Annotated in this window: 17 protein-coding genes and 1 riboswitch; of the genes, 10 read left to right on the top strand and 7 right to left on the bottom strand. The window is 71.0% G+C overall.

Annotated elements, in window-relative coordinates:
* Positions 1-18: 18 nt before the first annotated feature.
* From ACGFIV_RS05205 to ACGFIV_RS05185, 5 genes are read left to right on the top strand one after another with little or no spacing between them, the layout of a single operon-like run.
* Entirely contained in the window at positions 19-1,596 is a 1,578-nt protein-coding gene (locus ACGFIV_RS05205; RefSeq protein ID WP_392832151.1) for an ABC transporter substrate-binding protein, read from the top strand.
* 31 nt (positions 1,597-1,627) lie between these two features.
* Complete coding sequence (locus tag ACGFIV_RS05200) at positions 1,628-2,464, top strand: SDR family NAD(P)-dependent oxidoreductase (RefSeq protein WP_392832148.1); 837 nt, start codon at positions 1,628-1,630, stop codon at positions 2,462-2,464.
* Positions 2,461-3,390, top strand: a complete 930-nt coding sequence (locus tag ACGFIV_RS05195) for an NAD(P)-dependent oxidoreductase (RefSeq protein ID WP_392832145.1) — start codon at positions 2,461-2,463, stop codon at positions 3,388-3,390. The genes ACGFIV_RS05200 and ACGFIV_RS05195 overlap by 4 nt, the downstream gene beginning before the upstream one ends.
* A 4-nt stretch (positions 3,391-3,394) precedes the next feature.
* Positions 3,395-4,339, top strand: a complete 945-nt coding sequence (locus ACGFIV_RS05190) for an alcohol dehydrogenase catalytic domain-containing protein (protein WP_358549585.1) — start codon at positions 3,395-3,397, stop codon at positions 4,337-4,339.
* Position 4,340: 1 nt separating this feature from the next.
* Positions 4,341-5,123, top strand: a complete 783-nt coding sequence (locus ACGFIV_RS05185) for a hypothetical protein (RefSeq protein ID WP_358549588.1) — start codon at positions 4,341-4,343, stop codon at positions 5,121-5,123.
* Positions 5,124-5,186: 63 nt separating this feature from the next.
* On the opposite strand, the gene ACGFIV_RS05180 is transcribed toward ACGFIV_RS05185, so the two are convergent.
* The 6 genes from ACGFIV_RS05180 to ACGFIV_RS05155 all read right to left on the bottom strand — a co-directional run bounded on the left by ACGFIV_RS05180 (position 5,187) and on the right by ACGFIV_RS05155 (position 13,978).
* Positions 5,187-6,044, bottom strand: a complete 858-nt coding sequence (locus tag ACGFIV_RS05180; RefSeq protein ID WP_358549591.1) for a fumarylacetoacetate hydrolase family protein — start codon at positions 6,042-6,044, stop codon at positions 5,187-5,189.
* 8 nt (positions 6,045-6,052) lie between these two features.
* Positions 6,053-6,832: an IclR family transcriptional regulator gene (locus ACGFIV_RS05175; RefSeq protein WP_358549594.1), complete on the bottom strand. Its 780-nt coding sequence runs from the start codon at positions 6,830-6,832 to the stop codon at positions 6,053-6,055.
* 139 nt (positions 6,833-6,971) lie between these two features.
* Positions 6,972-8,546, bottom strand: coding sequence for an acyl--CoA ligase family protein (locus ACGFIV_RS05170; protein ID WP_358549597.1), 1,575 nt, complete (start codon positions 8,544-8,546; stop codon positions 6,972-6,974).
* Between the two features lie 180 nt (positions 8,547-8,726).
* Positions 8,727-10,295: a hypothetical protein gene (locus ACGFIV_RS05165; RefSeq protein ID WP_358549600.1), complete on the bottom strand. Its 1,569-nt coding sequence runs from the start codon at positions 10,293-10,295 to the stop codon at positions 8,727-8,729.
* Positions 10,296-10,310: 15 nt separating this feature from the next.
* Entirely contained in the window at positions 10,311-12,179 is a 1,869-nt protein-coding gene (locus ACGFIV_RS05160) for an ABC transporter ATP-binding protein (RefSeq protein ID WP_392832137.1), read from the bottom strand.
* On the bottom strand, positions 12,176-13,978 hold the full coding sequence (locus ACGFIV_RS05155; protein ID WP_392832134.1) for an ABC transporter ATP-binding protein: 1,803 nt from the start codon (positions 13,976-13,978) through the stop codon (positions 12,176-12,178). Before ACGFIV_RS05155 ends, ACGFIV_RS05160 begins: the two co-directional genes overlap by 4 nt.
* Positions 13,979-14,435: 457 nt before the next feature.
* Between ACGFIV_RS05155 and ACGFIV_RS05150 the strand changes: the two genes are divergently transcribed.
* Positions 14,436-15,182, top strand: a complete 747-nt coding sequence (locus tag ACGFIV_RS05150) for a phosphotransferase family protein (RefSeq protein ID WP_392832132.1) — start codon at positions 14,436-14,438, stop codon at positions 15,180-15,182.
* Positions 15,183-15,488: 306 nt separating this feature from the next.
* A riboswitch (S-adenosyl-L-homocysteine riboswitch) is annotated at positions 15,489-15,562 on the top strand.
* Between the two features lie 53 nt (positions 15,563-15,615).
* A complete protein-coding gene (gene metH, locus ACGFIV_RS05145; protein WP_392832608.1) occupies positions 15,616-19,278 on the top strand; it encodes a methionine synthase in 3,663 nt (1,220 codons plus the stop codon).
* A 10-nt stretch (positions 19,279-19,288) separates the two neighbouring features.
* Here the strand turns inward: metH and ACGFIV_RS05140 are convergent, their stop codons facing one another.
* Positions 19,289-21,346 carry a histidine kinase gene (locus ACGFIV_RS05140; protein WP_392832129.1) on the bottom strand — a complete coding sequence of 686 codons (2,058 nt, stop codon included), beginning with the start codon at positions 21,344-21,346 and terminating at the stop codon, positions 19,289-19,291.
* Between the two features lie 234 nt (positions 21,347-21,580).
* Between ACGFIV_RS05140 and ACGFIV_RS05135 the strand changes: the two genes are divergently transcribed.
* The 3 genes from ACGFIV_RS05135 (at position 21,581) to ACGFIV_RS05125 (ending at position 24,338) form a co-directional block, all read left to right on the top strand.
* Positions 21,581-22,150 (top strand): TetR/AcrR family transcriptional regulator, encoded by a 570-nt coding sequence (locus ACGFIV_RS05135; RefSeq protein ID WP_392832126.1) that lies wholly within the window; start codon positions 21,581-21,583, stop codon positions 22,148-22,150.
* Positions 22,151-22,215: 65 nt separating this feature from the next.
* On the top strand, positions 22,216-23,391 hold the full coding sequence (locus tag ACGFIV_RS05130; RefSeq protein WP_392832123.1) for a GDSL-type esterase/lipase family protein: 1,176 nt from the start codon (positions 22,216-22,218) through the stop codon (positions 23,389-23,391).
* 434 nt (positions 23,392-23,825) lie between these two features.
* The gene (locus ACGFIV_RS05125) at positions 23,826-24,338 is read left to right on the top strand and encodes a methylated-DNA--[protein]-cysteine S-methyltransferase (RefSeq protein WP_392832120.1); all 513 of its coding nucleotides are present in this window, start codon (positions 23,826-23,828) and stop codon (positions 24,336-24,338) included.
* Positions 24,339-24,392 lie beyond the last annotated feature (54 nt).

Below are 24,392 nucleotides of genomic sequence, written 5' to 3'. Positions count from 1 at the left end.
CCATATCGGCGTAGCCGCGTGAGCAGGGCGTTCGCCCTCCTCCTCGCGCCCGCGGTGGTCACCATGGCCGCCTGCACGGTGCAGAGCGGCACCACCACCACCTCTCCCGGCGCCTCCGCCACCGAAGCGGCACCGAAGGCCGGGGGAACCCTGACCGTCGCCGCCGGGGCCGACCTGCTCACCCTGGATCCCTCCAAGGGCTCGGCCAACACGATGGCACTGATCGGCTCGGCGGTCTACGACACGCTGATGACGGTGCCGAAGATCGGCGACCAGCCTCAGCCGAACCTTGCCAAGTCGCTGGTCGAGAGCGCCGACCAGCTGAGCTGGGAGATGACGCTGCCCACGGGCGTCAAGTTCAGCGACGGGACGCCCTTCGACGCCGAGGCGGTGAAGTTCAACCTCGACCGGAACAGGGCCGCAGGCTCGACGGCCGCGGCGCTGCTGTCCTCCGTCGACTCGGTCGAGGTCAAGGACGACACCACCGTCGTCATCAAGGTCAAAAAGCCCTTCAGCAACCTGCCGTACGCGTTCGCCTACGACGGCTCGGGCACCGCCGGATACGTGGCCTCCCCGACGGCGTTGAAGCAGTACGGCGACGACTACACCGCGCACGCCGCCGGCGTCGGGCCGTACAAGCTCCAGTCGTGGTCGCCGGGCAGCCCGGTGGAGCTGGTCCGCAACCCCGACTACTGGAACAAGGACAAGCAGGCCTACCTGGACAAGGTCGTGGTCAAGACCATCGCCGACCCGCAGAGCGCCTACCAGGCGCTGCTCGCGGGGGACGTCGATCTGATGGCGACCACCTCCTCGACGCTGATGAAGACGGCCAAGGCGAACACCCAGGTCGGCTTCGTGCAGGGCGTCGGCGGCGACCAGGACAGCATCATCCTCAACGTGACCAGGCCCCCCTTCGACGACCAGCGGGTACGTCAGGCGGTGTCGAAGGCGCTCAACCGCCAGGAGATCGCCGACCTGACCACAGAGGGCCTGGGCAGGCCCGCCGTCAGCCTCTTCCCCGAGGGCAACCCCTTCCACGGCGCCGAGGCCGACCCGCAGTACGACCTCGCGGGGGCCAAGGAGCTGATCAAGGCGTACGAGACGGAGACCGGCAAGAAGGCATCCTTCACCTACACCTGCAACAACGCCCGTGCGGCCTCCGACGTCATCGTCTCCCAGCTCAAGGCGGCCGGGTTCGACGTGAAGCTGGACGCGCTGGAGAGCTCGGCCTGGCTGGCGCAGTTCTTCGGCAAGAAGTACGCGTCGATCTGCTGGACCATGGCCGGATTCCTCACTCCTGACCTGCTGCCGTACCGGTTCCTGCACTCGGGCGGTGACCTCAACACCGGCGGGTTCAAGGACGCCTCCTTCGACGAGAAGGCCGAGGCCGCGCGCGTCGCCAAGACCCCGGAGGAGCAGAAGAAGCTGTGGAACGAGGCGGACGCCGTCCTGACCAGCGAGCTCCCGTGGGTGTGGACGACCAGCGCGCCGATCGGCTTCATCTGGTCCAAGCGGGTGCACAGCATCGACCTCGACGAGCCTGCCCGGCTGCGCTACAGCGTGCCGAGCTTCCTCAACGCGTGGGTGTCCGGCTGACCTGGACGCCGGACCGAAAGGCGGAACAATCATGGACTGGACGGATCGTGTCGGCGTCGTGACCGGCGCCGCGTCGGGGATCGGCGCCGCCACGGCCCTGCGCTTCGCCTCGCGCGGCATGCACGTGATCGGATTCGACGTCGACGCGGCCGGCCTGGCCGCCACCCGCGAGGCGATCGAGCGGGCGGGGGGCACGGCCACCGCCGAGGTGGTCGACGTCGGCGACGGTGAGGCGGTGCGCCGGGCCGTCGCCGGCATCGGGGCCGCGCACGGCCGCCTGGACGCGGTGGTCAACTGCGCCGTGAACTTCCTGGCCCGGGGCCTGAACGTGACGCAGGCCGACTGGGACCGGGTGCTGCGCGTCAACGTGCAGGGCATCAGCAACGTGGTGCAGGCGGCGCATCCGCTGCTGGCCCGCGCCGAGGGGGGCGCGATCGTCAACACCGCCAGCGTCTCCGCCCACGTCGCCCAGCCCGCGCGGTGGACCTACAACGCCACCAAGGGTGCCATCCTGACGCTGACCAAGTGCATGGCGATGGACCTCGCCCCGGACGGCATCCGGGTCAACGCGGTCAGCCCGGGATGGATCTGGACGCCCGAGGTGAGCCGGGCCGCGCACGGCGACCGGGCCGCCTGGGAACCGGTCTGGGGCCGCTTCCACCTGCTGCGCCGCCTGGGCGAGCCGGACGAGGTGGCCCGCGCCATCGCCTTCCTGTGCTCCTCCGACGCCAGTTTCATCACCGGCGTGGAACTGCCCGTGGACGGCGGCTACCTGGCCATGGGCCCCGAGGGCCTGGGCGAGGACTCCAGCTTCGCCGGATCCGCTCCGGCGACGCGCACCGACAGCGATTCGAGGGACCCGCGTTGAGCACGCACATCGTCATCACCGACACCAACCTGGGCGACGGCTCCATCGAGCGCGGCGTCCTGGTCCCCGCCTTCGAGGTGAGCCACCACGACGCCAGGACCGAGGAGGAGGTGCTCGAAGTCGGCGCGGACGCCGACGGCCTGCTCGTGCAGTGGGCCCCGTTGACCGCGCGGGTGCTTTCGGGTCTGCCCCGGCTGCGCGCGGTCGTACGGTACGGGATCGGCCTGGACAACATCGACCTGGCCGCCGCCGCCGGGCTGGGCATCGAGGTCCGCAACGTGGACGACTACTGCCTGGCCGAGGTGGCCGACCACGCGGTCGCCTCGGTCTACGCCCACAGCCGCAGGCTCACCTCGGCGAGCCGGTCCTACCGCGTCAGGGGATGGACGACCGAAGGCATCGCCGCGCCGCTGCTCCCCGGCGACGACCCGGTCGGCATCGCCGGGTTCGGGCGGATCGGCCGTGAGGTCGCCCGCCGCGCCGCCGCGCTCGGCTTCCCCGTACACGTGTGGGATCCGTACGTGGCCGACCTTCCGCCCGGCGTCACCGGGCACGCGACGCTGGCCGGACTGGCCGCGGCCGTCAACCACCTCACGCTGCACGTGCCCTCGACCGAGGAGACCCGCGGCATCGTGGACCGGACGGTGCTCGACGCGCTCGGCCCGGCCGGGCATCTGGTCAACACCGCCCGGGGAGCCCTGGTCGAGGAGGACGCGCTGCTGGCCGCGCTTTCCGCGGGCACGCTGGGTTTCGCCTCGCTGGACGTGCTCGCCGGGGAGCCGCCGTCCGGGGTCTCGGCGGAGCTGGCCGGGCACGACCGCGTGCTGGTGACCCCGCATGTCGCCTACCTCTCGACGCGGTCGCTCCCGATGCTCCAGCGGCGGGCCGCCGAGATCATGCGCGACCTGCTGACGACGGCGGGCTGAGACGGTGCGCGCCCTCGTCTTCACCAAGCCGAGCACCGTCGAGCTGCTCGACGTCCAGGATCCCCAGCCGGTCGAGGGAGAGGTCCTGGTCAAGGTCCGCGCGGTCGGCATCTGCGGCAGCGAGTTGCACGGCATCCGTGACAGCGGCTTCCGGCGGCCACCGCTGATCATGGGCCACGAGTTCGCCGGGACCACCCCCGACGGCCGCCGGGTCACGGTCAACCCCCTGCTGAGCTGCGGGGCGTGCGACCTGTGCCTGATGGGCCGCGACCACCTCTGCCGCGAGCGCGCCATCCTGGGCATCCACCGGCCGGGGGCGTTCGCCGAGTACGTCTCGGTGCCGGAGAAGGCCCTGCATCCGCTCGCGCCGTCCATGTCGTTCGAGACGGCGGCGGTGATCGAGCCGCTGGCCAACGGCGTGCACGCGCTGAACCTCGCACGTCCTGCCGAGGGGGCCCGCGTCGCGGTGCTGGGCGCCGGCACGATCGGCCTGGTCTCCATGCTCGTGGCCAGGCGGTTCTCCGACCAGGTGGTGGTCTGCGACCTGTCGCCGGAGCGGCTGGAGGTGGCCGGCCGGCTGGGCGCGACCGGCGTCACCACGTCCCTGCGGGGCGAGTTCGACATCGTCGTGGACGCCGTCGGCGCGGCGGCGACGCACCGCATGTCGGTGCAGCACCTTCGGCCGGGCGGGACCGCCGTGTGGGTGGGGCTGCTCAGCAGCGACGCCGCCTTCGACGGGCAGCAGATCGTCCGCGAGGAGAAGCACGTCGTCGGCTCGTACTGCTACACCGCCGCCGAGTTCGCCCAGGCCGTGCGGCTCGCCGGGGACCTCGCGCTGGACTGGACGTCCTGCTTCGACCTGGCCGACGGCGCGGCCATCTTCGGGGAGCTCATGGGGGGTCGCCAGGATGTCGTCAAGGCGCTGCTGCGCCCGTGGGGAGAGGAGTGAGATGTTCGGTGTACGCCTGCTTCATCTGGGCGACGGAGACGTGCCGGGGCCCGAGGTCTACTGGATGTCCGACTGGGACCAGTGGTACCGGCTGGCCTTCCAGGCCGTCCTGATCCAGGGCGAGGGGGTCACCGCGCTCGTCGGCACGGGGCCGGCCGAGGACCTCGGCCCGATGAACGAGCAGTGGGCCGGTTTCCTCGGCGAGCGCGCGGCGATGCGGCGCGAGCAGGGCCAGTGGCTGCCCGACCAGCTGGCCGCGCACGGGGTCGCGCTGGAGGACGTCACCCATGTCCTGCTGACGCCGTTGCAGCTCTACACCACCTCGAACATCCCGCTGTTCCCGAACGCGCGGTTCTGCCTGACCGAGCGCGGCTGGACCCATTTCCACCGGACCAAGCGGCACCCGCACGACGACCGGTGGGCCTGCCTGCCGCCGCACGTGCTGAGCTATCTCACCCACGACGCGTGGGACCGGGTCCGGCTGCTCGCCGACGAGGACGAGGTCGTGCCGGGGATCCGCACCTGGTGGACCGGCTCGCACCACCGCGCCTCCATGGCCGTGGAGATCGACAGCACGGCGGGCGTGGTCACGGTGACCGACGCCTACTTCACCCGCCGCAACCTCGACACCGACCATCCGATCGGGATCTGCGAGAACATCTACGAGGCGATGGCGGCCCACGAGCGGGTCCGCAGGGTGGCCGACGTGCCGCTGACCCTGTACGACGCCGGCCAGCTCACCCGCTACCCGGACGGCGTCGTCGCGGCGGTCCCCGGTCGGTGACCGGAATCGGCCGGGGCCGCGGCTGGTCCGCGTGTCCCGGCCGCTCACGGGCGCGGCTCCCCCTCAGGGCGCGGGCTGGTAGTCGACCACCTTCTGCTCCTGCCGGCCCAGCCCGTCGATCTCCATGCTCACCACGTCGCCGGCCTTCAGGTACGGGAAGCGGCCGGAGAGGCCGACGCCCTCGGGCGTGCCGGTGCTGATGACGTCGCCGGGCAGCAGCAGCATGTGGTGGCTCAGATGCACGATGAGCTCGGGCACCGAGAAGATCATGTCGGCGGTGCTGGAGTCCTGCCGTGGCTCGCCGTTGACCCAGGAGCGCAGCCGCAGCCGGTCGGGCCGGATCTCGGCCGCGGGCCTCAGCACCGGGCCGAGCGGGTTGAACGTCTCGGCGCACTTGCCCTTGGACCACTGCCCGCCCGACACCTCGATCTGGAACGCCCGCTCCGACAGGTCGTTGGACAGCGCGTAGCCCGCCACGTAGTCGAGGGCCTCGGCGGGGTCGCTCAGATAACGCGGCGTGCGCTTCATCACCACGGCGAGCTCGACCTCCCAGTCGGTCTTGACCGAGCCGCGGGGCAGGACCACCTCGTCGCCGGGGCCGACCACGCAGCCCGGGTGCTTCAGGAAGACCACGGGGTGCTCCGGCGGGGCGGCGCCGGACTCGGCCGCGTGGGCAGCGTAGTTCATCCCGATGCACACCACGGCGGCCGGCCGCGCGATGGGCGAGCCGATGCGCTGCCCGGCCGTGCCGGTCTCCGCGAGCTCGCCCGTGGCCAGTGCGGCCGCGACCCGCTCGATGCCGTCGGCCGCGAAGAACGCGCCGTCGAGGTCGGCGGTCAGCGGGGTGAGGTCGTACTCGCGGCCTTCGTGCCGGACGGCGGGGCGTTCTGACCCGGCGGGGCCGAACCGGAAGAGTTCCATGTCAGTCCTTAGGTGTTGCCGCCCGCGCCATCCTGGAAGCCCATGCGCGACGAGAGCCGGTGGGCGGTTGAGCGGACGTTTTCGATGGTCGTGGCGATGAGCGCCGGCGTCTTGCGCATCTCGGGGATCGAGACGCTGATCGCGGCGCGGCCGCCGCCCCGGTGGCCGCTGAAGGAGGCGGCGATGCAGAATACACCGGGGGTGTACTCGGAGTTGTCGGTCGCGTAGCCGTTCTCGCGCACCTCGCGCACGGCGGCGAGCAGGTCGGGCAGCGACGTGATGGTCTGCGGGGTGTACTGCACGAAGCGGACCTCGGCGAACCGTTCCCGGATCTCCTCGTCGCCGAGCTGGCTGAGCAGGGCCTTGCCGATGCCGGTGGCGTACGCCGGCAGCCGGACGCCGACACGGGAGGCGAGCCGCAGCTGGTGGTCGGGGTCGACCTTGGCGATGTAGACGTTGTCGGTGCCGTCGAGCGTGGCCAGCTGGACGGTCTCGTTCAAGGTGTCCCGCAGCTCCTCCATGTACGGCAGCGCCGCCTTCTCCAGGTCGGCGACCGCGACGTAGCTCTGGCCCGCCTGCCACAGCCGGATGCCGACGCGGAAGCGCCGCGTCTCGGCGTCCTGTTCCAGGAACCCCCGGGTGGCCATCGTGACCAGCAGCGTGTAGGTGCTGCTCTTGGGGAGCTCCAGCAGGCGCTGGATCTCGGTCAGGGTCAGGCCGTCGCGATGGTCGGTCAGCAGGTCCAGAATGGCGAGGGTGCGGTCCGCCGACTTGACGAGTGGGTTCATGAGGATGGAAGGCCGTTCATGTAGATAAACCGGGGTTCGGCTAGAGGTACCTTACCCGCTTCGCTGACGCGCGGAGGAAGACCCGGCAAGGGTCGCCCGACCGCCCACGCGCGGTGGTCCACGCCCATGACCGGCGGCGCTAGCGCGCATTGGCCCGGGCCCGCAACGGCACTTTGCGGATCTTGCCGGAGGACGTCTTGGGCAGTTCCCCGAACTCGATGCGGTCCGGTGCCTTGAACGCGGCGAGCCGGCCGCGCACGTGCGCGCGCAGCTCCTCCGCCGAGGCCTCCGTGCCAGGCCTGAGGGTCACGAAGGCCACCGGACGCTCGCCCCAGTGGTCGTCGGGAACGCCGACCACCGCCGCCTCCAGGACCGCCGGATGGCTCGCCAGGGCCGCTTCTACCTCGATCGAGGAGATGTTCTCGCCGCCGGAGACGATGATGTCCTTGGCGCGGTCGCGCAGTTGCAGGTAGCCGTCCGGATGCAGCACGCCGAGGTCGCCGGTGCGGAACCAGCCGTCGGGCGCGGCGGCCCGGGTGGCCTCCTCGTCCCGGTAGTAGCCGAGCATCACCGTGTTGCCCCGCAGCGCGACCTCGCCGATCGTCTCCCCGTCCCACGGCACGTCCAGGCCCTCGGGGCCGAGGACGCGCATCGCGCACGACACCAGGTTGGAGACGCCCTGGCGTGCGCGCAGCAGCGCCTGCTCGCCGGCGGGCAGGGCCGACCACTCCGGCCGCCAGTCGCAGATGGCCGCCGGGCCGAACGTCTCGGTCAGGCCGTACAGGTGGGTGACGTCGAAGCCGACCCGGGCGCAGCCTTCGAGCAGGGTGGGCGACGGCGGCGCGCCGCCCACCGCGACCGTCACCTGGTGGCCGTCCAGCGCGGCGGGAGCGGCCTCGACCAGGGAGATCAGCACGGTGGGCGCGGCGCACAGCATGGTGACCCGCTCGGCGGCGATCAGCCGCCACACCTCGGGCGGGTCGACTTTGCGCAGGCAGACATGGACGCCGCCGACGGCCGTGACCGCCCAGGGGAACGCCCAGCCGTTGCAGTGGAACATCGGCAGCGTCCAGAGGTAGACGGCCTCCGGCGTGAGGCGGAAGTGGCCGACCATCGCCAGCGCCTGGAGGTAGGCGCCCCGATGGTGGTACATGACCCCTTTGGGATGACCCGTGGTTCCGCTGGTGTAGTTCAGGGCCATCAGCGCGCGCTCGTCCGCCACGGGCACCTGGTGCGGCGCGGCGCCGGCGCGCAGCCGCTCGTACTCCCGCGGGCCCACGGTCCGCAGCCCGTCCAGCGGCCCGGCGACCGCCGCGGCGAGCTCGGCGAACTCGGGGTCGAAAAGCAGCAGCCTGGCGCCCGAGTGCTCGACGATGTGACGCAGTTCCCCGGCCGAGAGCCTGATGTTGAGGGTGACCAGCACCGCCCCCGCGTACAGCACGCCGAAATGCGACTCCAGCAGCAGCGGGCTGTTGGCGGCGAGCACGGCGACACGATCGCCCGGCCGCACGCCCAGACCGGCGAGCGCGCCCGCCTGGCGCAGGCACCGATCGTGCAGCTCGCGGTAGGTCAGCCGGAGCGGCCCGTCGATCACCGCCGTACGGCCGGCGTGGACCGCCGCGGCCCTGTCGAGGAGGGCCGTCGGGGTGAGGGTCTCGAAACTCAGACCGGCGGCGGGGCCCGCGCCGGGCGTCTGGCTGACATGAGCCGGCACGGCGACTCCCCCTCTCTCACCGGACGTCGGGGCCCATTCTCAGCCTGGTTCCATATACTGTCAAGCAGTTCACCTATATGAACCACCAGGCCCGAGGACTGGTCTGCCCGTCCGCTTGATTCCAGAGCGCCGGGGAGGGGTCGCCCGGCGCTCTGGATCCATTGAGGGAGGGGTGGGTCGTCAGTTGTCGGAGATGCCGTCGCGGGCGTTGCGGGTCTCCGCCGCGTCGAAGAACGCCTGCGCGACGGCTCGCCACTGGGCCGGGCCGTCGTAGAAGCCGGGCAGCGTCCGGAACTCGGCGACCAGGCCGCCGCGGGTGTTCGCGCCGCCGCCCACGTTGCCGGGCGGGACGGCGGGCAGGCCCTGGACCGCGGCGTTGCCCATGCGCGTGCCGCCCACTCCGGTCGGGTTGGGCACGGGTTTGCCGGTCAGCGCGACGTCGGCCGCTCCGGCCGTCAGGTCCGTCAGGGCGTCGGCGTCGGTGTCGCCCGGCGACGCGGCGAAGACGTCGATGGCGGCGAGCGGCTGCCCGACGTCGCCGGGGCGTCCCGTGGCGTTGAACAGCGCGTTCATCAGAGTGGTCTTGTTGTTGATGAAGTGGTTCCGCTCCGCCAGGGTCATGCCGTATGTGGTGATGACGGAGTTCGGGCTCTTGATCAGGACCGGCGCGAGGTTCTTCGCCGAACCGCCAAGGTTGGCCATCGACAGGGCGCCGCGGCGAAGATAGAGCGCGAGGTGGGTGAGCCATCCGCGCAGGCCGCGGAAGTTGCCCGCCTGCTGGCGCTCCGCCGTGGTCGCGGCCGAGTACGCCTGGTCGGTGAGCGTCCGCCCGATCTCGATCGCCTCGCGGATGTGCTCCTTGATGTCGCGGTAGATCGCCTGAGATAGCGGGTCGGGCACCCGGGCCGCCGTCGCGTAGTCGGACTCGACGTACCACTTCAGGAGGCTGTGGTACTCGCGCAGGTCGATGCCGATGTTCACCTGGATGCTGCCCTGGAAGTTGTGCAGGGGCAGCCGGAGGGGCGGGTGCGTGCCGGTGTCGGTGTAGTCGACGGGCCCCACGCTGACCGGTAGGGGCATCGTGGGCGTGCCGAGCGACGGGAACGCGTTGACCCAGCGGGTGGTGAGGTTGTTGGTCTGCGCGTTTATCTGGGTGACGAAGGCGTCGATGTTGTTCATGGTCGCGGTGAGGGACGCCTGGGTGGTCGCCGGGGGTTCCATGACGATCTCCATGATCGAGTCCCGGCTGCCCTGGCGGACCGGCCAGTCTGTCGTCATCGGGTTCGCGGGTGTCACCCGGTTGTCATGATCGGCGTCGACCCGGAAGCCGTTGGCGGGATTCTGGATCCGCCCGTACGCGACGCCGCCGACCGTGTCGCGGATACCGACGGCGGTCATCCGGTGCCCCTGCTTGAACTTGAGTCCGGCGACGTACTCCTGGGCGACCTCCAACTTGAGCTGCGTCAGCTGGGCCGGGGTGAGCTGGTCGATGGGGACGGGGATCTCGATCTCAAGGCCGATCGCCCGTTGCAGGACGAGGGCGCGTCCGCCCCGGGCGCGTTCGTGCGCGCGGCGGGCCAGCCGCGCCCGGGCCGTTCCGGCGGAGGATCGCCCACCCTGGATGAGAGCGATCAACTCGCCCGCGCAGATGTCGGCCATGGCCTCGTCCGGGTCGTCAGGACGGCCGATGGTGAGCTCGCGTCCCCCCTGGTGGGCGGGTACGCCGGTGTTGCCGTATCCCCCGGTCACGGATCGTCACGGTACTCAGGCCAGGCTGTCGAGCCAGGCGCGGTGGAGGCCGGCGAAACGGCCGGCTTCGCCGATGAGGCGGTCCGGGGGGCCGTCCTCGACGATGAGGCCGGCGTCCATGACGAGCACCCGTTCGGCGATCTCGATGGTGGACAGACGATGGGCGATGATCAGGGCGGTGCGGCCGGCGAGGACCGTGCGCAGGGCGCGCTGGACGAGACGTTCGCTGGGGACGTCCAGGCTGGAGGTCGCCTCGTCGAGGATCACCACGGCCGGATCGGCGAGGAAGACCCTGGCGAACGCCACCAACTGCCGCTGCCCGGCCGACATGCGGCCCCCGCGCTTGCCCACCTGGGTCCCGTACCCGTCGGGCAGCGCCGCGATGAACTCATGCGCGCCGATCGCGCGGGCCGCCTCCTCGATCTCGGCCGGGGTGGCGTCCGGACGGCCGAACCTGATGTTGTCCGCCACCGTCCCGGTGAACAGGAAGTTCTCCTGCGTCACCATCACCACGGCCCGCCGCAGCGTGGCCTCGTCGAGGTCGCGCAGATCGACGCCGTCGAGCAGCACGCGGCCCGCCGTCGGGTCGTAGAAGCGGGCGATCAGCTTCGCCACGCTCGTCTTGCCCGCGCCGGTCGCCCCGACGACCGCGACGATCTGCCCAGGGGGGATCTCCAGGTCAAGCCGGGGCAGGACCGGCACGCCGTCGATGTAGGAGAACTCGGCCCCCTCGAACCGCACCGCACCGCGCGGGCGCGCGAGCGGCACCGGATGCTCGGGCTCGGCCACCACGGGCCGCTCCTCCAGCACGCCGGACAGGTTGGAGAGCGCCGCGCCCGCCGACTGGAGCGTGTTGTAGAACTGGGAGTTCTCCTGCATCGGCTCGTAGAACTGCCGTAGGTACAACAGGAACGCGGCGAGCACGCCGACCGTGACCGCGTGGTGGAGCGCGAGCCGGCCGCCGTACACCAGGACCGCCGCCACCGTGACGTTGCCGATCAGCTTGATGCCCGGCATGAACACCGCCACCAGGTACATGCTGCTCGCGCTGGCGTCCCGGTAGCCGGTGTTGAGCTCCTCGAAGATCGCCTGGTTACGCGGCTCCCTGCGGAACGCCTGGACCGCCCTGATCCCGGTCATCGACTCCACGAAGTGGACGATGACCAGCGCCACCGCCTCACGGGTACGGCGGTAGACGACGCTCGACTCACGCCGGAACCACCGGGTGAACAGGAGCAGGATCGGCAGCGGCACCAGCGCGACCGCGCCGAGCGGGAGGTCGAGCACCAGGAGCAGGACGGCGGTGCCGAACAGGGTGAGGACGGCGGTGACGATGCTGTCGAAGCCCGACTGCAGCATCTCGGCGATCGCGTCGATGTCCGAGGTGAGCCGGGCGATGACCCGCCCCGAGGTGTACCTCTCGTGGAACCCGATCGACAGCCGCTGGAAGTGGTCGAAGACGCGGCGGCGCAGCTCCAGCAGGACGTCCTGCCCGATCTGCCCAGAAATCCGGAGGAACACCCGGCGGGTCAGCGCCTGGGTCAGCGTGGCGGCCAGGATCGCCGCGACGACCACGAGCAGCGTGGCGGCGTCCTCGTGCCGCAGCATGGGCGGGATGCCGGTGTCGATGCCGACCTTCACCAGGTACGGGATCGCGAGGCCGGCCGCGTTCGAGACCACGATGATCGCGATCAGCAGGGCGATGGCCCGCCGGTGCGGGCGCAGCAGGTCGCCGAGCAGCCGCCGGGACCGCGCGCGCAGCAGCACCGACACCTTGTCCGGCAGGTCCTCCTGCCTCTCCGCGGCGACGCCGCGCCAACGTCCCGGTTCGCCGGCCGTGCTCGCTCGCGCGCCGTCCTTCGCGCCGGTGGCCGTACGGCTCATCGCAGCGCCTCCTCGTGGTCGAGGCCGGCGTCCTGCGCGAGCAGTTCCCGGTACTCGGGGACCTTCGACAGCAGGTCGCGATGCAGGCCGACGTGCGTGATGGTGCCGTCGCGGAGCAGCGCGACCTTGTCGGCGAGCAGCACGGTGGACGCGCGGTGCGCCACGACGAGGCCGGTCGCGTCAGCGAGCACCCCGCGCAGCGCCTGCTCGACCAGGGCCTCGGTCTCGACGTCGAGAGCCGACAGGGTGTCGTCCAGCACGAGGATCCTCGGCTTGCTGAGCACCGCGCGGGCCAGGGCGAGCCTTTGCCGCTGGCCGCCGGACAGCGACATGCCCTGCTCGCCGATCCGGGTGTCGAGCCCCCATGGAAGGTCGTAGGCGAAGGTTGCCTGGGCGATTTCGAGCGCCTCCCGCAGTTCCTCCTCGGCCGCCTCGCCCCGGCCGAGTGTGAGGTTCTCCCGCACGCTCATCGAGAACAGCGTCGGCTCCTCGAAGGCGGTGGCGACCACCGACCGCAGCGCGGGCAGCGTCAGGTCACGGATGTCCCGCCCGTCGATCGTGACCCGGCCCTCGGTGACGTCGGCCAGCCTCGGCACCAGCGCGGTCAGCGTCGTCTTGCCCGAGCCGGTGGCCCCCACGATCGCGACCGTCTCCCCCGGCCGCACCTCCAGCCAGACGTCCCGCAGTACGGGCCGCTCGCCGCCGGGGAACCGGAAGCCGACCCCCTCGAACCGCAGGTGCCCGCGCGGCCGCTCGATCACCTCCGCGCCGCCGACGATCTCCGGCTCGGTGTCGAGCACCTCCATGACCCGGTCGGCCGAGGTCATCGCCTCCTGCGCCATCGCCAGGATGTAGCCGAGCGACGCGATCGGCCACACGAGCTGGAGCATCAGCGTGGTGAAGGCCACCAGGGTGCCGAGCGTCAGCGAACCCGCTCCGACGGCCAGCGCGCCGAGCAGGAGCACCATGGCCAGGGTGACGTTCGGGATCACCTCCAGGAAGGTGAAGAAGCGGGACGCCAGCCGCACCTTGTCCATCGAGACCCGGTAGACCCTGCGCGCGGCGGCGTCGAACTCGGCGAACACATGCGGCCTGCGCCCGAACGCCTTGACCGTGCGGATCCCGAGCGCCGCCTCCTCGACGTAGGTGGCGATGTCGCCTTGCGTGTCCTGGACCTCACGCGAGATGCGGCGGTACTTCTTCTCGAACCGCAGCGACACGGCGAAGATGGGCACCGCCGCCGCCGCGATGAGCAGCCCGAGGGGCCAGTACATCCGCAGGAGCAGCACGGTCACCGTGACCAGCTGCAGGATGTTCATGACGAGGAACAGCAGGCCGAACCCGGAGAAGCGGCGGATCGTGGACAGGTCGGTCGTCGCGCGGGACAGCAACTGCCCCGACTGCCAGTCGCCGTGGAAGCTCATCGGCAGCCGCTGCAGGTGCCGGTAGAGGTCGTCGCGGATCGCCGTCTCCAGTCCGAGCACGGCCTTGGTCTGCATCCACCGGCGTACGAAGATCAGGAACGCCTCGGTGACGCCGAGGGCGAGGGCGAGCAGTCCGAGCGGGAGAAGGGCGGTGTCGCGGCCGTGGCCGACCGGGCCGTCGATGATCTCCTTGCCCACCAGCGGGATCGCGGTGCTCGTGGCGATGCCCGCCATGGTGGCGAGCCAGATGAGGAGCAGGCGGGAGACGTAGGGGCGCAGGTACGGCGTGAGCCGCCGCAGCGACCGCGACCTCCCCCTACGAGGCTTGTCAGCGGAATCGGGGGCAGGGCCGGAGTCCTTACCGTCGGGAGGCATGAGGAAGCAGGGCACTCCTTACGAGTCGGCGCGATGGACGAGGGAAGGCGCACTCGGGCCTCGGGGGGCGCACGAGGGACGCCACAGCGGCAGGGGTTACCGTCACCTTCCAAGGCAGTCGCTCCCCGATCAACCGATTTCCGGGCGCACCAAATGCTCGACGCCCCGGCAGGTGGTTCCGAGTTGGCATACCCACTGCGCGGACGCGGCCCACATGAGCGGGCGGTGAGCAGGACGAACGGTCGCGCACAGGGCCGGGACCATGAGGGGTCGGCGGCCGGGGCGGCGCCGCGAAACGGTCCAGGCGCTTGGGGTTCCTAACGAACGTGGTGGACTTGACCTGGTCAACGGTCGGTGTCGCGCGCGTGGCCGCCGTGTAGCGGGACGCGGTCAGCCGCGCGATCGCACGCGATAAACCCGGCGACGTCGACGGTCATCCCCGGGATACTGGTCGCCCATGGATGAGGTCAAGATGATCGTCGCCCATTCCGAGCGCGCGACCCTGCGCGTCGGCGACGTGTTCCTGAAGGTGGACGCCGATCAGGCGCGCATCGACGTCGAGGTCGAGGCGATGGCCCTGGCGCCGGTCCCGACCCCGAAGGTCCTGTGGCGCAAGCCGCCGGTGCTCGCGATCGCCGCGGTCCCGGGGACGGCGCTCGGCCGCCTCGGCGAGCCGTCGACCGCGTCCCCGGCGGCGTGGGCCGCGGCGGGCGCCGCCATCCGGAGGTTGCACGACGCGCCGTTGCCGCCCAGGCCCGGCCGGGCCGGCCGGGGCCTCGACGAGTGGGCGGCGGATCTCGATGGCGAGTGCGAGTGGCTCGTGACGAACGGCGTCCTGCCCGCCGACCTGGTCACCCGCAACCGCGAGGTCGCCGAGGCCGCGCTCCGGCCGTGGGCTCCGGTGTTCACGCACGGCGACCTGCAGATCGCTCACGTGTTCGTCGACGGCGACGGGATCACGGGCATCATCGACTGGTCCGAGGCGGGCCAAGGTGATGCCCTGTTCGACCTCGCCACCTTGACGCTCGGACACGAGGAGCACCTCGGCGACGTCGTCGCCGGCTATGGCACCGACGTCGACCTCGACGTGATCCGCGCGTGGTGGTCGTTGCGAAGCCTGCTGGTGGTTCGCTGGCTGGTCGAGCACGGCTTCGACCCGTTCGCCCCGGGCTGCGAGATCGACGTGCTGAGATCCCGGCTGTGAGGCCGCGCGGGCCCGACCGCCATGAGAAGTCCTATCGGAACGAAGAGTGTTGAGTGGACGAGGCGTCGCCAGCAGTGGCAAGACCGGCAACAACGGTTCGATCCGCGCCCACAGCTCATCCGGAATGACCCACGGCGGCTGCTCGCCCTTCCTCACACAGGTGATCAACCTGTAGATGATCATCGGTATTCCTAGATCATTTTGTTACGGCTTCCTGGCGACCCGTCACGGCGAGCGTTCGCCCATTCCGGTTGTGAAGCGGACGGGGCGTTGAGTCGCGCCCGTTCGCTCTTATATCCTCGGTAGCAAGCCGAGAGGCGCTGCGACGGACCCGGGTCCGCCACGCTCGGCCGCGAATGTTCCAAGGGCGCCTTCCATCACGGGAGGTGCACGGGTGAGCAGACTGACAGACCACGGCGACGCGCAGGGGCGGGTGGCCGTACCCGACGCGACGGGCCGGGGGACCCAGGCCCTGCGGGAGCTTCTCGACCAGCGGGTCGTGGTGATCGACGGTGCCTGGGGCACGATGCTGCAGGGTGCCGGGCTGACCGCGGACGACTATCGCGGTGAGCGGTTCCGGGACCATCCGCATGAGGTGGCCGGCGACCCGGACCTGCTGAACCTGACACGGCCGGATGTCATCCTCGACGTCCACCGCCAGTACCTCGCGGCGGGCGCGGACATCACCACGACCAACACCTTCACCGCCACGAGCATCGGCCAGGCGGACTACTCGCTTCAGCCGCTGGTGCGGGAGATGAACCTGCGGGGCGCCCAACTGGCGCGGCAGGCCGCGGACGAGGTGGGCGGGCGTTTCGTCGCCGGGTCGATCGGGCCGCTGAACGTCACGCTTTCGCTGTCCCCGCGGGTGGAGGACCCCGCGTACCGGGCGGTGTCGTTCGACCAGGTCCGCGCCGCGTACGCCGAGCAGGTTCGGGCACTGGCCGACGGTGGGGTGGACCTGCTGCTGATCGAGACGATCTTCGACACGCTCAACGCGAAGGCCGCGATCGCCGCCGCACGCGAAGTGGCTCCGCATCTGCCGCTGTGGATCTCGGTGACGATCGTCGACCTGAGCGGGCGCACGCTGTCGGGGCAGACCGTCGAGGCGTTCTGGAACTCGATCGAGCACGCCGACCCGCTGGTCGTCGGCCTGAACTGTGCGCTGGGCGCGGAGGAACTGCGCCCGCATGTGGCCGAGCTGTCACGGCTCGCCGGCACGTACACGGCGTGTCATCCCAACGCCGGGCTGCCGAACGCGTTCGGCGGCTACGACCAGACGCCGCACGAGACCGCGCGACTGCTCGGCGAGTTCGCCGCGTCCGGCATGGTCAACATCGTCGGCGGGTGCTGCGGCACGACACCGGCGCACATCGCGCGGATCGCCGCCGCTGTGTCCGATCTGCGGCCGCGCCAGGTCCCGGCGCCCCCGGCGCGTACCCGGTTCAGTGGCCTGGAGCCCTTCGAGATCGGCCCGGACACGGGATTCGTCATGATCGGCGAGCGGACCAACGTCACGGGGTCGGCGCGGTTCCGGCGCCTGGTCGAGGCGGGCGACCACCAGGCCGCCGTCGACGTCGCGCTGGAGCAGGTACGCGGTGGGGCCAACCTGCTCGACGTCAACATGGACGCCGACCTGCTCGACAGCGAGCGGGCCATGACCACGTTCCTGAATCTGGTCGCGACCGAGCCGGAGGCCGCCCGCATCCCCATCATGATCGACAGCTCGCGGTGGAGCGTGCTGGAGGCCGGGCTCAAGTGCGTGCAGGGCAAGGGCGTGGTCAACTCGATCAGCCTCAAGGAGGGTGAGGGCCCGTTCCTGGAGCAGGCCGCGCTCATCCGCGGCTACGGCGCCGGTGTGGTCGTCATGGCCTTCGACGAGCAGGGGCAGGCCGACACCGTCGAGCGCAAGGTGTCGATCTGCGCCCGCGCCTACGACCTGCTCACCCAGCGGGCCGGATTCGCTGCCGAGGACATCGTGTTCGACCCCAACGTGCTCGCGGTCGCCACCGGCATCGCCGAGCACAACGGCTACGCGAAGGCGTTCATCGACGCGTTGCCGCTGATCAAGCAGCGCTGCCCGGGAGCGCGGACCAGCGGCGGCATCTCCAACCTGTCGTTCTCCTTCCGCGGCAACGACGTCGTGCGCGAGGCGATGCACTCGGCGTTCCTCTTCCACGCCGTACGGGCCGGGCTGGACATGGGCATCGTCAACGCGGGACAGCTCGCGGTCTACCAGGACATCCCGGCGGACCTGCTCGAACTGGTCGAGGACGTCCTGTTCGACCGTCGCGCCGACGCCACCGACCGGCTCGTCGCCTTCGCCGAGACGGTCAGCGGGACGGGCACCCGCCGTACGGTGGACCTGTCCTGGCGCGAGGCGCCGGTCGAGCGGCGCCTGGCGTACGCGCTCGTCCACGGCATCGTGGACTTCATCGAGGCCGACACCGAAGAGGCCCGGCTGAACGTGGCGCGTCCCCTCGAAGTGATCGAGGGGCCGCTCATGGACGGCATGAAGACCGTGGGCGACCTGTTCGGCTCCGGAAAGATGTTCCTGCCGCAGGTGGTGAAGAGCGCGCGGGTGATGAAGCGCGCGGTCGCCTATCTTGAGCCCTACATGGAAGCCGAGAAGGAGCGGGCGCGGCTGGAAGGTCGCGCGGAGATCAGCCGCGGCAACGGGAAAGTGGTGCTCGCCACCGTCAAGGGCGACGTGCACGACATCGGCAAGAACATCGTGGGTGTCGTGCTCGGCTGCAACAACTACGAGGTCATCGACCTTGGCGTCATGGTCCCCGCCTCCGTCATCCTCGACACCGCGGTCGCCGAGGGCGCTGACGCCGTGGGCCTGTCGGGCCTGATCACCCCGTCGCTGGACGAGATGGTCACCGTCGCCGCCGAGATGAAGCGCCGCGGGCTGAAGCTGCCCCTGCTGATCGGCGGCGCCACGACGTCGCGTCAGCACACCGCGGTCCGTATCGCCCCGGCCTATGACCGCAGCACCGTCCATGTGCTCGACGCCTCCCGCGTCGTCGGCGTGGTCTCGGACCTGCTCGATCCCGAGCGGGCCGAGGAACTGGACGTGCGCAACCGCGCCGAGCAGGAGCGCCTTCGCGAGCAGCACGCGACCAGGGAGCGTCGTCCCCTGCTGACGCTCGCGCGGGCCCGCGCCAACCATGAGCGGGTTCCGTTCGACGACCTGCCCGTCCCGCCCTTCACCGGCACCCGCGTCGTCCAGCCGGACCTGGCCACTCTCCGCACGATGATCGACTGGCAGTTCTTCTTCATCGCCTGGCAACTGAAGGGCAAGTACCCGGCGATACTCGACCAGCCGGAGGCCCGCGAGCTCTACGACGAGGCGAACATCCTGCTCGACCAGATCATCGCGGACGGGTCGTTCCAGGCCCGAGGCGTCTACGGCTTCTGGCCCGCCCACTCCGACGGCGACGACATCATGGTCACCACCGCCCCGCAGGGCGCGGGCGACCATCGGATTCTCCGTCTGCCGATGCTGCGCCAGCAGTCGGCCAAGCCCGAGGGCCGGCCCAACCGGTGCCTCGCGGACTACCTGGCCCCGGCGGGAGACCACCTCGGCGGGTTCGCCGTCGCCGTGCACGGCGCCGAGGAACTCGCGCCCATCTTCGAGAAGCGGCACGACGACTACCGGGCGATCATGGTGAAGGCCCTGGCCGACCGACTCGCCGAAGCGTTCGCCGAGCACATCCACCTCCAGGCGCGGCGTGCGTGGTACGAGCCGGACGCCGATCCCTCGATCGAGGACCTGCACGCTGAGCGCTTCCGCGGCATACGCCCCGCCTTCGGCTACCCCGCGAGCCCCGACCACAGCCAGAAACGGGACCTGTTCGACCTGCTCGACGCCGGGCGACTCGACATGGGCCTGACCGAGTCGTTCGCGATGACCCCCGCCGCCAGCGTCAGCGGACTGCTGTTCGCTCACCCCTCGTCGCGGTACTTCAGTGTGGGACGCATCGGCCAGGACCAAGCCGAGGACTACGCCCTGCGGCGCGGTGTCCCTCTTCCCGAGGTCGAGCGCTGGCTGCGCCCCAACCTCGCCTACGACCCTCAGCCGAATCGGTAGGCGGATCGGTCTAGGGAAGCGGTAGCGCGGCCTCCACCTGCGTTCCGGGCCCGGTGCCGATGTCGGTGCCGGTGCCGGTCGCGGGGGCCGGGGTGATCACGCAGGTGCCGCCGAGCTCGGCGGCGCGCTCGCGCATAGAGGCGAAGCCGACGCCGGATCGCCGGTGCCCGGGCAGCCCCTTGCCGTCGTCGCGCACCCGTACGACCAGTACGTGCTCCGAGCGGGCCAGCGTGACGGTGGCCCGGGTGGCCTCGGCGTGCCTGCGCACGTTGGTCAGCGCCTCCTGCGCGATCCGGTACGCCGCGACCTCCACCGCCGCCGGGAGGTCGCCGGTCTCGCCCTCCACCTCGACCTCGACGGGCGGCCCCGGCTCCGCCGCGAGCGCGCCCACCGCCCCGGCCAGGCCGAGGTCGTCCAGGCTTGGCGGGCGCAGACCGTAGACCAGCTCGCGGACCTCCTTGCTGACCGAGTCCATGCCCCCGCGCAGGTCCCGCAGCATCCGGTCGGCCGAGGTCGGCGCCTCGCGCAGGCGCAGCCGGGCCATGTTCAGTGACATCGACATGTTGGCGAGCGCCTGGCCGAGGCCGTCGTGCAGGTCGCGGCGGAGCCTGCGCCGCTCCTCCTCGCGTGCGCTCAGGATGCGCTCGCGGGAGCGCTGCAGGTCGGCCGCCATCAGCACGGCGTGCGCGACGTCCGCGACGTACGGGGTCGCCGCCGCGATCAGCCGTTCGGTGTGGGCGGTGGAGAAGGTTCGCGGTCCGGGCGGCCCGACCAGCATCCGGCCGACCGGCTCGCCGTGCCACACCAGCGGCACGACGCGCGGATCAGGCCCGGCCGCGCCCATTTCCACCCGCAGCCCCGCCGTGCCGACCTCGACCAGGACACCGGTGACGCCGAGGCCGTCGTGGACCACCGCCGCGACGGCGGCCAGCGCGTTGACCGGTTCGGTCTCGCCGGCCTCGCGGGCCAGCCTTCTGGCCAGTTCCTCGGGCCGGCCGTGCTCGCCGTACAGCATCACGTCGGTCAGGCGGCGCAGGCGCGTGCGCAGCGGCTGGAAGAACACGCCCGTCGCCAGCGCGGCGGCCAGGCCCGCGACCTGGTCGTAGCCCGCCGCCAGCAGCCCGGCCAGGGTGCCGGTGCCCAGGTACACCGCGCCGACCGCGGCGATCAGGCCCGTGGCGATGACGGTCCGGCCGATGACGGTGTCGATGCCGTACAGGCGGTAGCGCAGCACCGCGAACGCGATCGCCACCGGAATCACCCCGGCCCAGATCGTCACCGGCAGCCAGTAGTCCTCGCCGAGCAGCACGAACGCCGCATAGATGACGAACGCCGACAGCGGCCAGGCGATCTGCCTGCGCGCCGTCGAGTCCGCGTGCCGCAGCCGTACCAGCAGGGAGAGCACCGCGAGCACCATACAGGCGTTGATCAGCAGGGCCAGTGAGCCCGTCAGCACCGTGTGGTAGGGAGCCAGAGCCTCGATCGCCAGAGGGTTCGGGATGACCTCCGGCCAGCGGTACGTGCTCGCGGGCGGCGTCGGCCGCACGATGTTGCGCACGCCGTCGATGACGGTCGCGGCCACGCCGCCGATCGCCACCGGCAGCCAGCGGCGGGAGGGCAGGTGGTCGTCCGGCGAGAGCAGCGGCATGAGGATCCCCAGCGTGCAACCCCCGGCCGTCCAGCCCACGACGGCCAGGATGCGCAGCCACCCCGCGCTCTCCAGGTCGCCGGTCGACGCCTGCGCGAACTGCAGCCCGGTCGCCATCACGTTGACCGCGCAGCCGAGGCCGCCGGCGCACATCAGCCAGGCCAGCCTCAGGCGGGGACGGTGCGCGATCAGGAACGCGCCGATCAGTGGGAAGGTCAGGCCCGCGCCGTGGTCGGGCGCCGTTGGCGGCCATGGCGCCCACTCCTCCGGCACCGACAACTGGATCGCGGTGCCGGCCACGGTCAGCGAGACCGACAGCACGGCCAGGACGGCCAGCACGGCGGACACCCTCCGCGCCCACACCACCCACCGGGCGTCCATGGGTCCCGCGCCCGGGTCGCCGCCCCCGCCTGCCTTCACTGCTCACATCCCCCTGTCCCCGCAGCAACCTCAGCGACCGTAGCCGGAGTATTGACCAGCCCGGAATAGTAGGGGATCACGCGGCCGAATGCGGTACCGGGGCGAGCCGGCCCCGGTGACACGCGAACGTGGTACGGACCTCCTGCTCATCCGGTGCCTTCGCTGACCACAGTTCGATTTGCCTAAAGCCATTAGGCAAACGCATAATGACTGTCGCTATATGGGAGGAAGGTTATGGTCCGAGCAGGGCTGACCCCGGAGCGCCTGACCCGGGCGGGGGCCGAGCTGGCCGACGAGGTCGGCTTCGACCAGGTGACCGTCTCGGCGCTCGCCCGGCGGTTCGACGTCACGGTCGCGAGTCTGTACTCGCACCTGAAGAACTCCCAGGACCTCAAGACCAGGATCGCCCTGTTCGCCCTGGAGGAACTCGCCGACCGGGTCGCCGCCGCCCTGGCCGGGCGCGCCGGCAAGGATGCCCTGGCCGCCTTCGCCGATGCCTACCGCGACTACGCCCGGGAGCACCCTGGCCGCTACGCCGCCGCCCGGCTCAGGCTCGACCCCACGACGGCGGCCGCCAGCGCCGGCGTCAGGCACGCGCAGATGACGCGGGCGATCCTGCGCGGCTATGACCTGACGGAGCCGGACCAGACCCACGCGGTCCGGATGCTGGGCAGCGTCTTCCACGGCTACGTCAGCCTGGAGATGGGCGGAGGCTTCAGCCACACCGCCGTCGACCCGCAGGAATCCTGGTCCTGGATCGTGGATTCCCTCGACGTCCTGCTGCGGAGCTGGACCACGCCCTGACCATCAGCGGGCCGGGCACCGGCGCATCTGAACGACCCGGAAATCTTGATCGACAGGCTGAGGCGATGAACACCGACCACGACTGGATCACCACACCCGTCACCGCGGACCTCCTGCGCGGCGTCCTCGACGTGGAACGCACGGCGCACGGCCTGCTGCCGCACCGGCTGCCCGCTCGGGCTCGCCGGCAGATCCCTGACGACCAACTGGCCCTGGCCGAGGCCCAGCCGTCCGGCGTGCGGCTGGCCTTCCGCACCCGGGCCACCGCCATCGAACTGGACACCCTGCCGACCAAGAGGGCCTACCGAGGTCTCCCGGCCCCGGCGGACGGCGTATACGACCTGCTGGTCGACGGCCGTCTCGCCGCCCAGGCCACGGTGACCGGCGGCAGGGTCCGCACGATCGACATGGCCACCCAGTCCGTAGAACTGCGCGAAGGGCCTCCGGGCACCGCCCGGTTCACCGATCTGCCCGCGCGTGACAAGGACGTCGAGATCTGGCTCCCTCATACGGAGATCACCGAGCTGATCGCCCTGCGTACCGACGCCCCGGTCGAGCCGGCGCCGGACAGCGGGCGCAGGGTGTGGCTGCACCACGGCAGTTCCATCAGCCACGGCTCGAACGCCGCCCACCCGACCGCCATCTGGCCGGCGCTGGCCGCCGCGATGGGCGGAGTGGAACTGGTCAACATGGGGTTCGGGGGCAGCGCGCTGCTCGACCCGTTCACCGCCCGCGCGATGCGGGACACGCCCGCGGACCTGATCAGCGTCAAGATCGGCATCAATGTCGTCAACACCGACGTGATGCGCCTGCGTGCCTTCACCCCTGCCGTCCATGGCTTCCTCGACACCATCCGCGAGGGGCATCCGAGCACGCCGCTGCTGGTCGTGTCCTCCATCCTGTGCCCGGTCCAGGAGGACACCCCCGGCCCCCTCGCGCCCGACTTCGACGGCGGGACCGTGCGTTTCAAGGCCACCGGCGACCCGGCCGAACGCGCCGCCGGGCGCCTGACGCTCAACGTCATCCGCGACGAACTGGCCCGGATCGTCAGGCAACGGGCGGCTGACGACCTGGACCTGCACTACCTCGACGGCCGCGACCTTTACGGCGAGCAGGACTACGCCGAACTGCCGTTGCCCGACGAGGTCCACCCTGACCCCGCAGGACACCGCCGCATCGGCGAGAACTTCGCGCGCCTCGCGTTCGTCGCCGGCGGCCCGTTCGCCGTCAAGACCGGCTGACCACGATCGCGGTCGCGCCGGCCCAGCACCACGACGCTGCCGTTTCGGCCTGGACCTCCTGTAGCCACGGGGAGCCGCCACCCCGGCGAGCCCTGAGGGCCAAGTGACCTTCAAGGGCCAGGAGACCAAGTCCACGAGCGTGTCGTTCGCCGTCCTGTACAGCTTCTCGTAGGGCACGGGGCAGCGGCTGGTCCGTCGCATTCTGCGATTGGAAGGGCACGGCGGGCTGGGATGCCTACGAGTCGCTGTTCGCCGAGATCAGTGTGCGAGTCGTCTGCTTCCCTCTACGCCGCGGGCGTGTCGAGCACGCTTCTTCACGAGAAGCTCCGCAGGCTTCCTGCAGCCGCCTAGCACGGCGACCGGCAACGACACCATCTGAAATCTCACGTTCTACGGGCGGCGCACGTCTACCAGCCAGGAGAAGGGAAACGCAGATGAGCACTCGACACATCGTGATCGAGACCCGCCTTGGACCGATCACGCTCGTCGCAAAGGGCGAGACGATTGCCGGCCTGTACTTCAGGCACCACGTCCGCCGGCCCTCGCAGGAGACGTTCGGCCCCGAGGTGGCCGGCTCCACGGACCCGCTGCTGAACGAAGTTGCCCGACAGCTGCGCCACTACCTGGCGGGTCGGCGCAGGCAGTTCGATCTTCCGCTCGCCGCCGAGGGTGACGCGTTCCAGCACGCCGTCTGGGACATCGTGAAGAGAATTCAGTGCGGTGACACGACCACCTACGGTCGGATCGCCGAGCAGGTCGGAGACCGCAGTCTCGCGCAACGGGTCGGACAGGCCGTGGGTGCGAACCCGCTGTGCGTCTTCGTGCCGTGCCACCGCGTCGTCGGCTCTAATGGTTCCCTCACCGGATACGCCGGCGGACTGGAACGCAAGCAGGCGCTGCTGGAGCTTGAGGAGCCGCCTGCGGTCAGCGCTGGACGGTTGTTCTGACCGTAAACCTCACGTTTGTCACCGAAAGTATGTCGTCAATGGGATGGACATGAA

The organism is Sphaerisporangium sp. NPDC049003, from assembly GCF_043197795.1.
GTDB lineage: Bacteria > Actinomycetota > Actinomycetes > Streptosporangiales > Streptosporangiaceae > Sphaerisporangium.
Note: the sequence above shows the minus strand (reverse complement) of the source record. Positions and strands in the feature narration are given on the sequence as shown.

What these genes read in the sequence shown, in the direction of transcription:
- ACGFIV_RS05175 (WP_358549594.1), bottom strand. Translation starts at nt 6,832, where the DNA reads ATGAACCCACTCGTCAAGTCGGCGGACCGCACCCTCGCCATTCTGGAC.
- ACGFIV_RS05130 (WP_392832123.1), top strand. Translation starts at nt 22,216, where the DNA reads ATGAACACCGACCACGACTGGATCACCACACCCGTCACCGCGGACCTC.
- ACGFIV_RS05185 (WP_358549588.1), top strand. Translation starts at nt 4,341, where the DNA reads ATGTTCGGTGTACGCCTGCTTCATCTGGGCGACGGAGACGTGCCGGGG.
- ACGFIV_RS05160 (WP_392832137.1), bottom strand. Translation starts at nt 12,179, where the DNA reads ATGAGCCGTACGGCCACCGGCGCGAAGGACGGCGCGCGAGCGAGCACG.
- ACGFIV_RS05180 (WP_358549591.1), bottom strand. Translation starts at nt 6,044, where the DNA reads ATGGAACTCTTCCGGTTCGGCCCCGCCGGGTCAGAACGCCCCGCCGTC.
- ACGFIV_RS05150 (WP_392832132.1), top strand. Translation starts at nt 14,436, where the DNA reads ATGGATGAGGTCAAGATGATCGTCGCCCATTCCGAGCGCGCGACCCTG.
- ACGFIV_RS05125 (WP_392832120.1), top strand. Translation starts at nt 23,826, where the DNA reads ATGAGCACTCGACACATCGTGATCGAGACCCGCCTTGGACCGATCACG.
- ACGFIV_RS05135 (WP_392832126.1), top strand. Translation starts at nt 21,581, where the DNA reads ATGGTCCGAGCAGGGCTGACCCCGGAGCGCCTGACCCGGGCGGGGGCC.
- ACGFIV_RS05200 (WP_392832148.1), top strand. Translation starts at nt 1,628, where the DNA reads ATGGACTGGACGGATCGTGTCGGCGTCGTGACCGGCGCCGCGTCGGGG.
- ACGFIV_RS05155 (WP_392832134.1), bottom strand. Translation starts at nt 13,978, where the DNA reads ATGCCTCCCGACGGTAAGGACTCCGGCCCTGCCCCCGATTCCGCTGAC.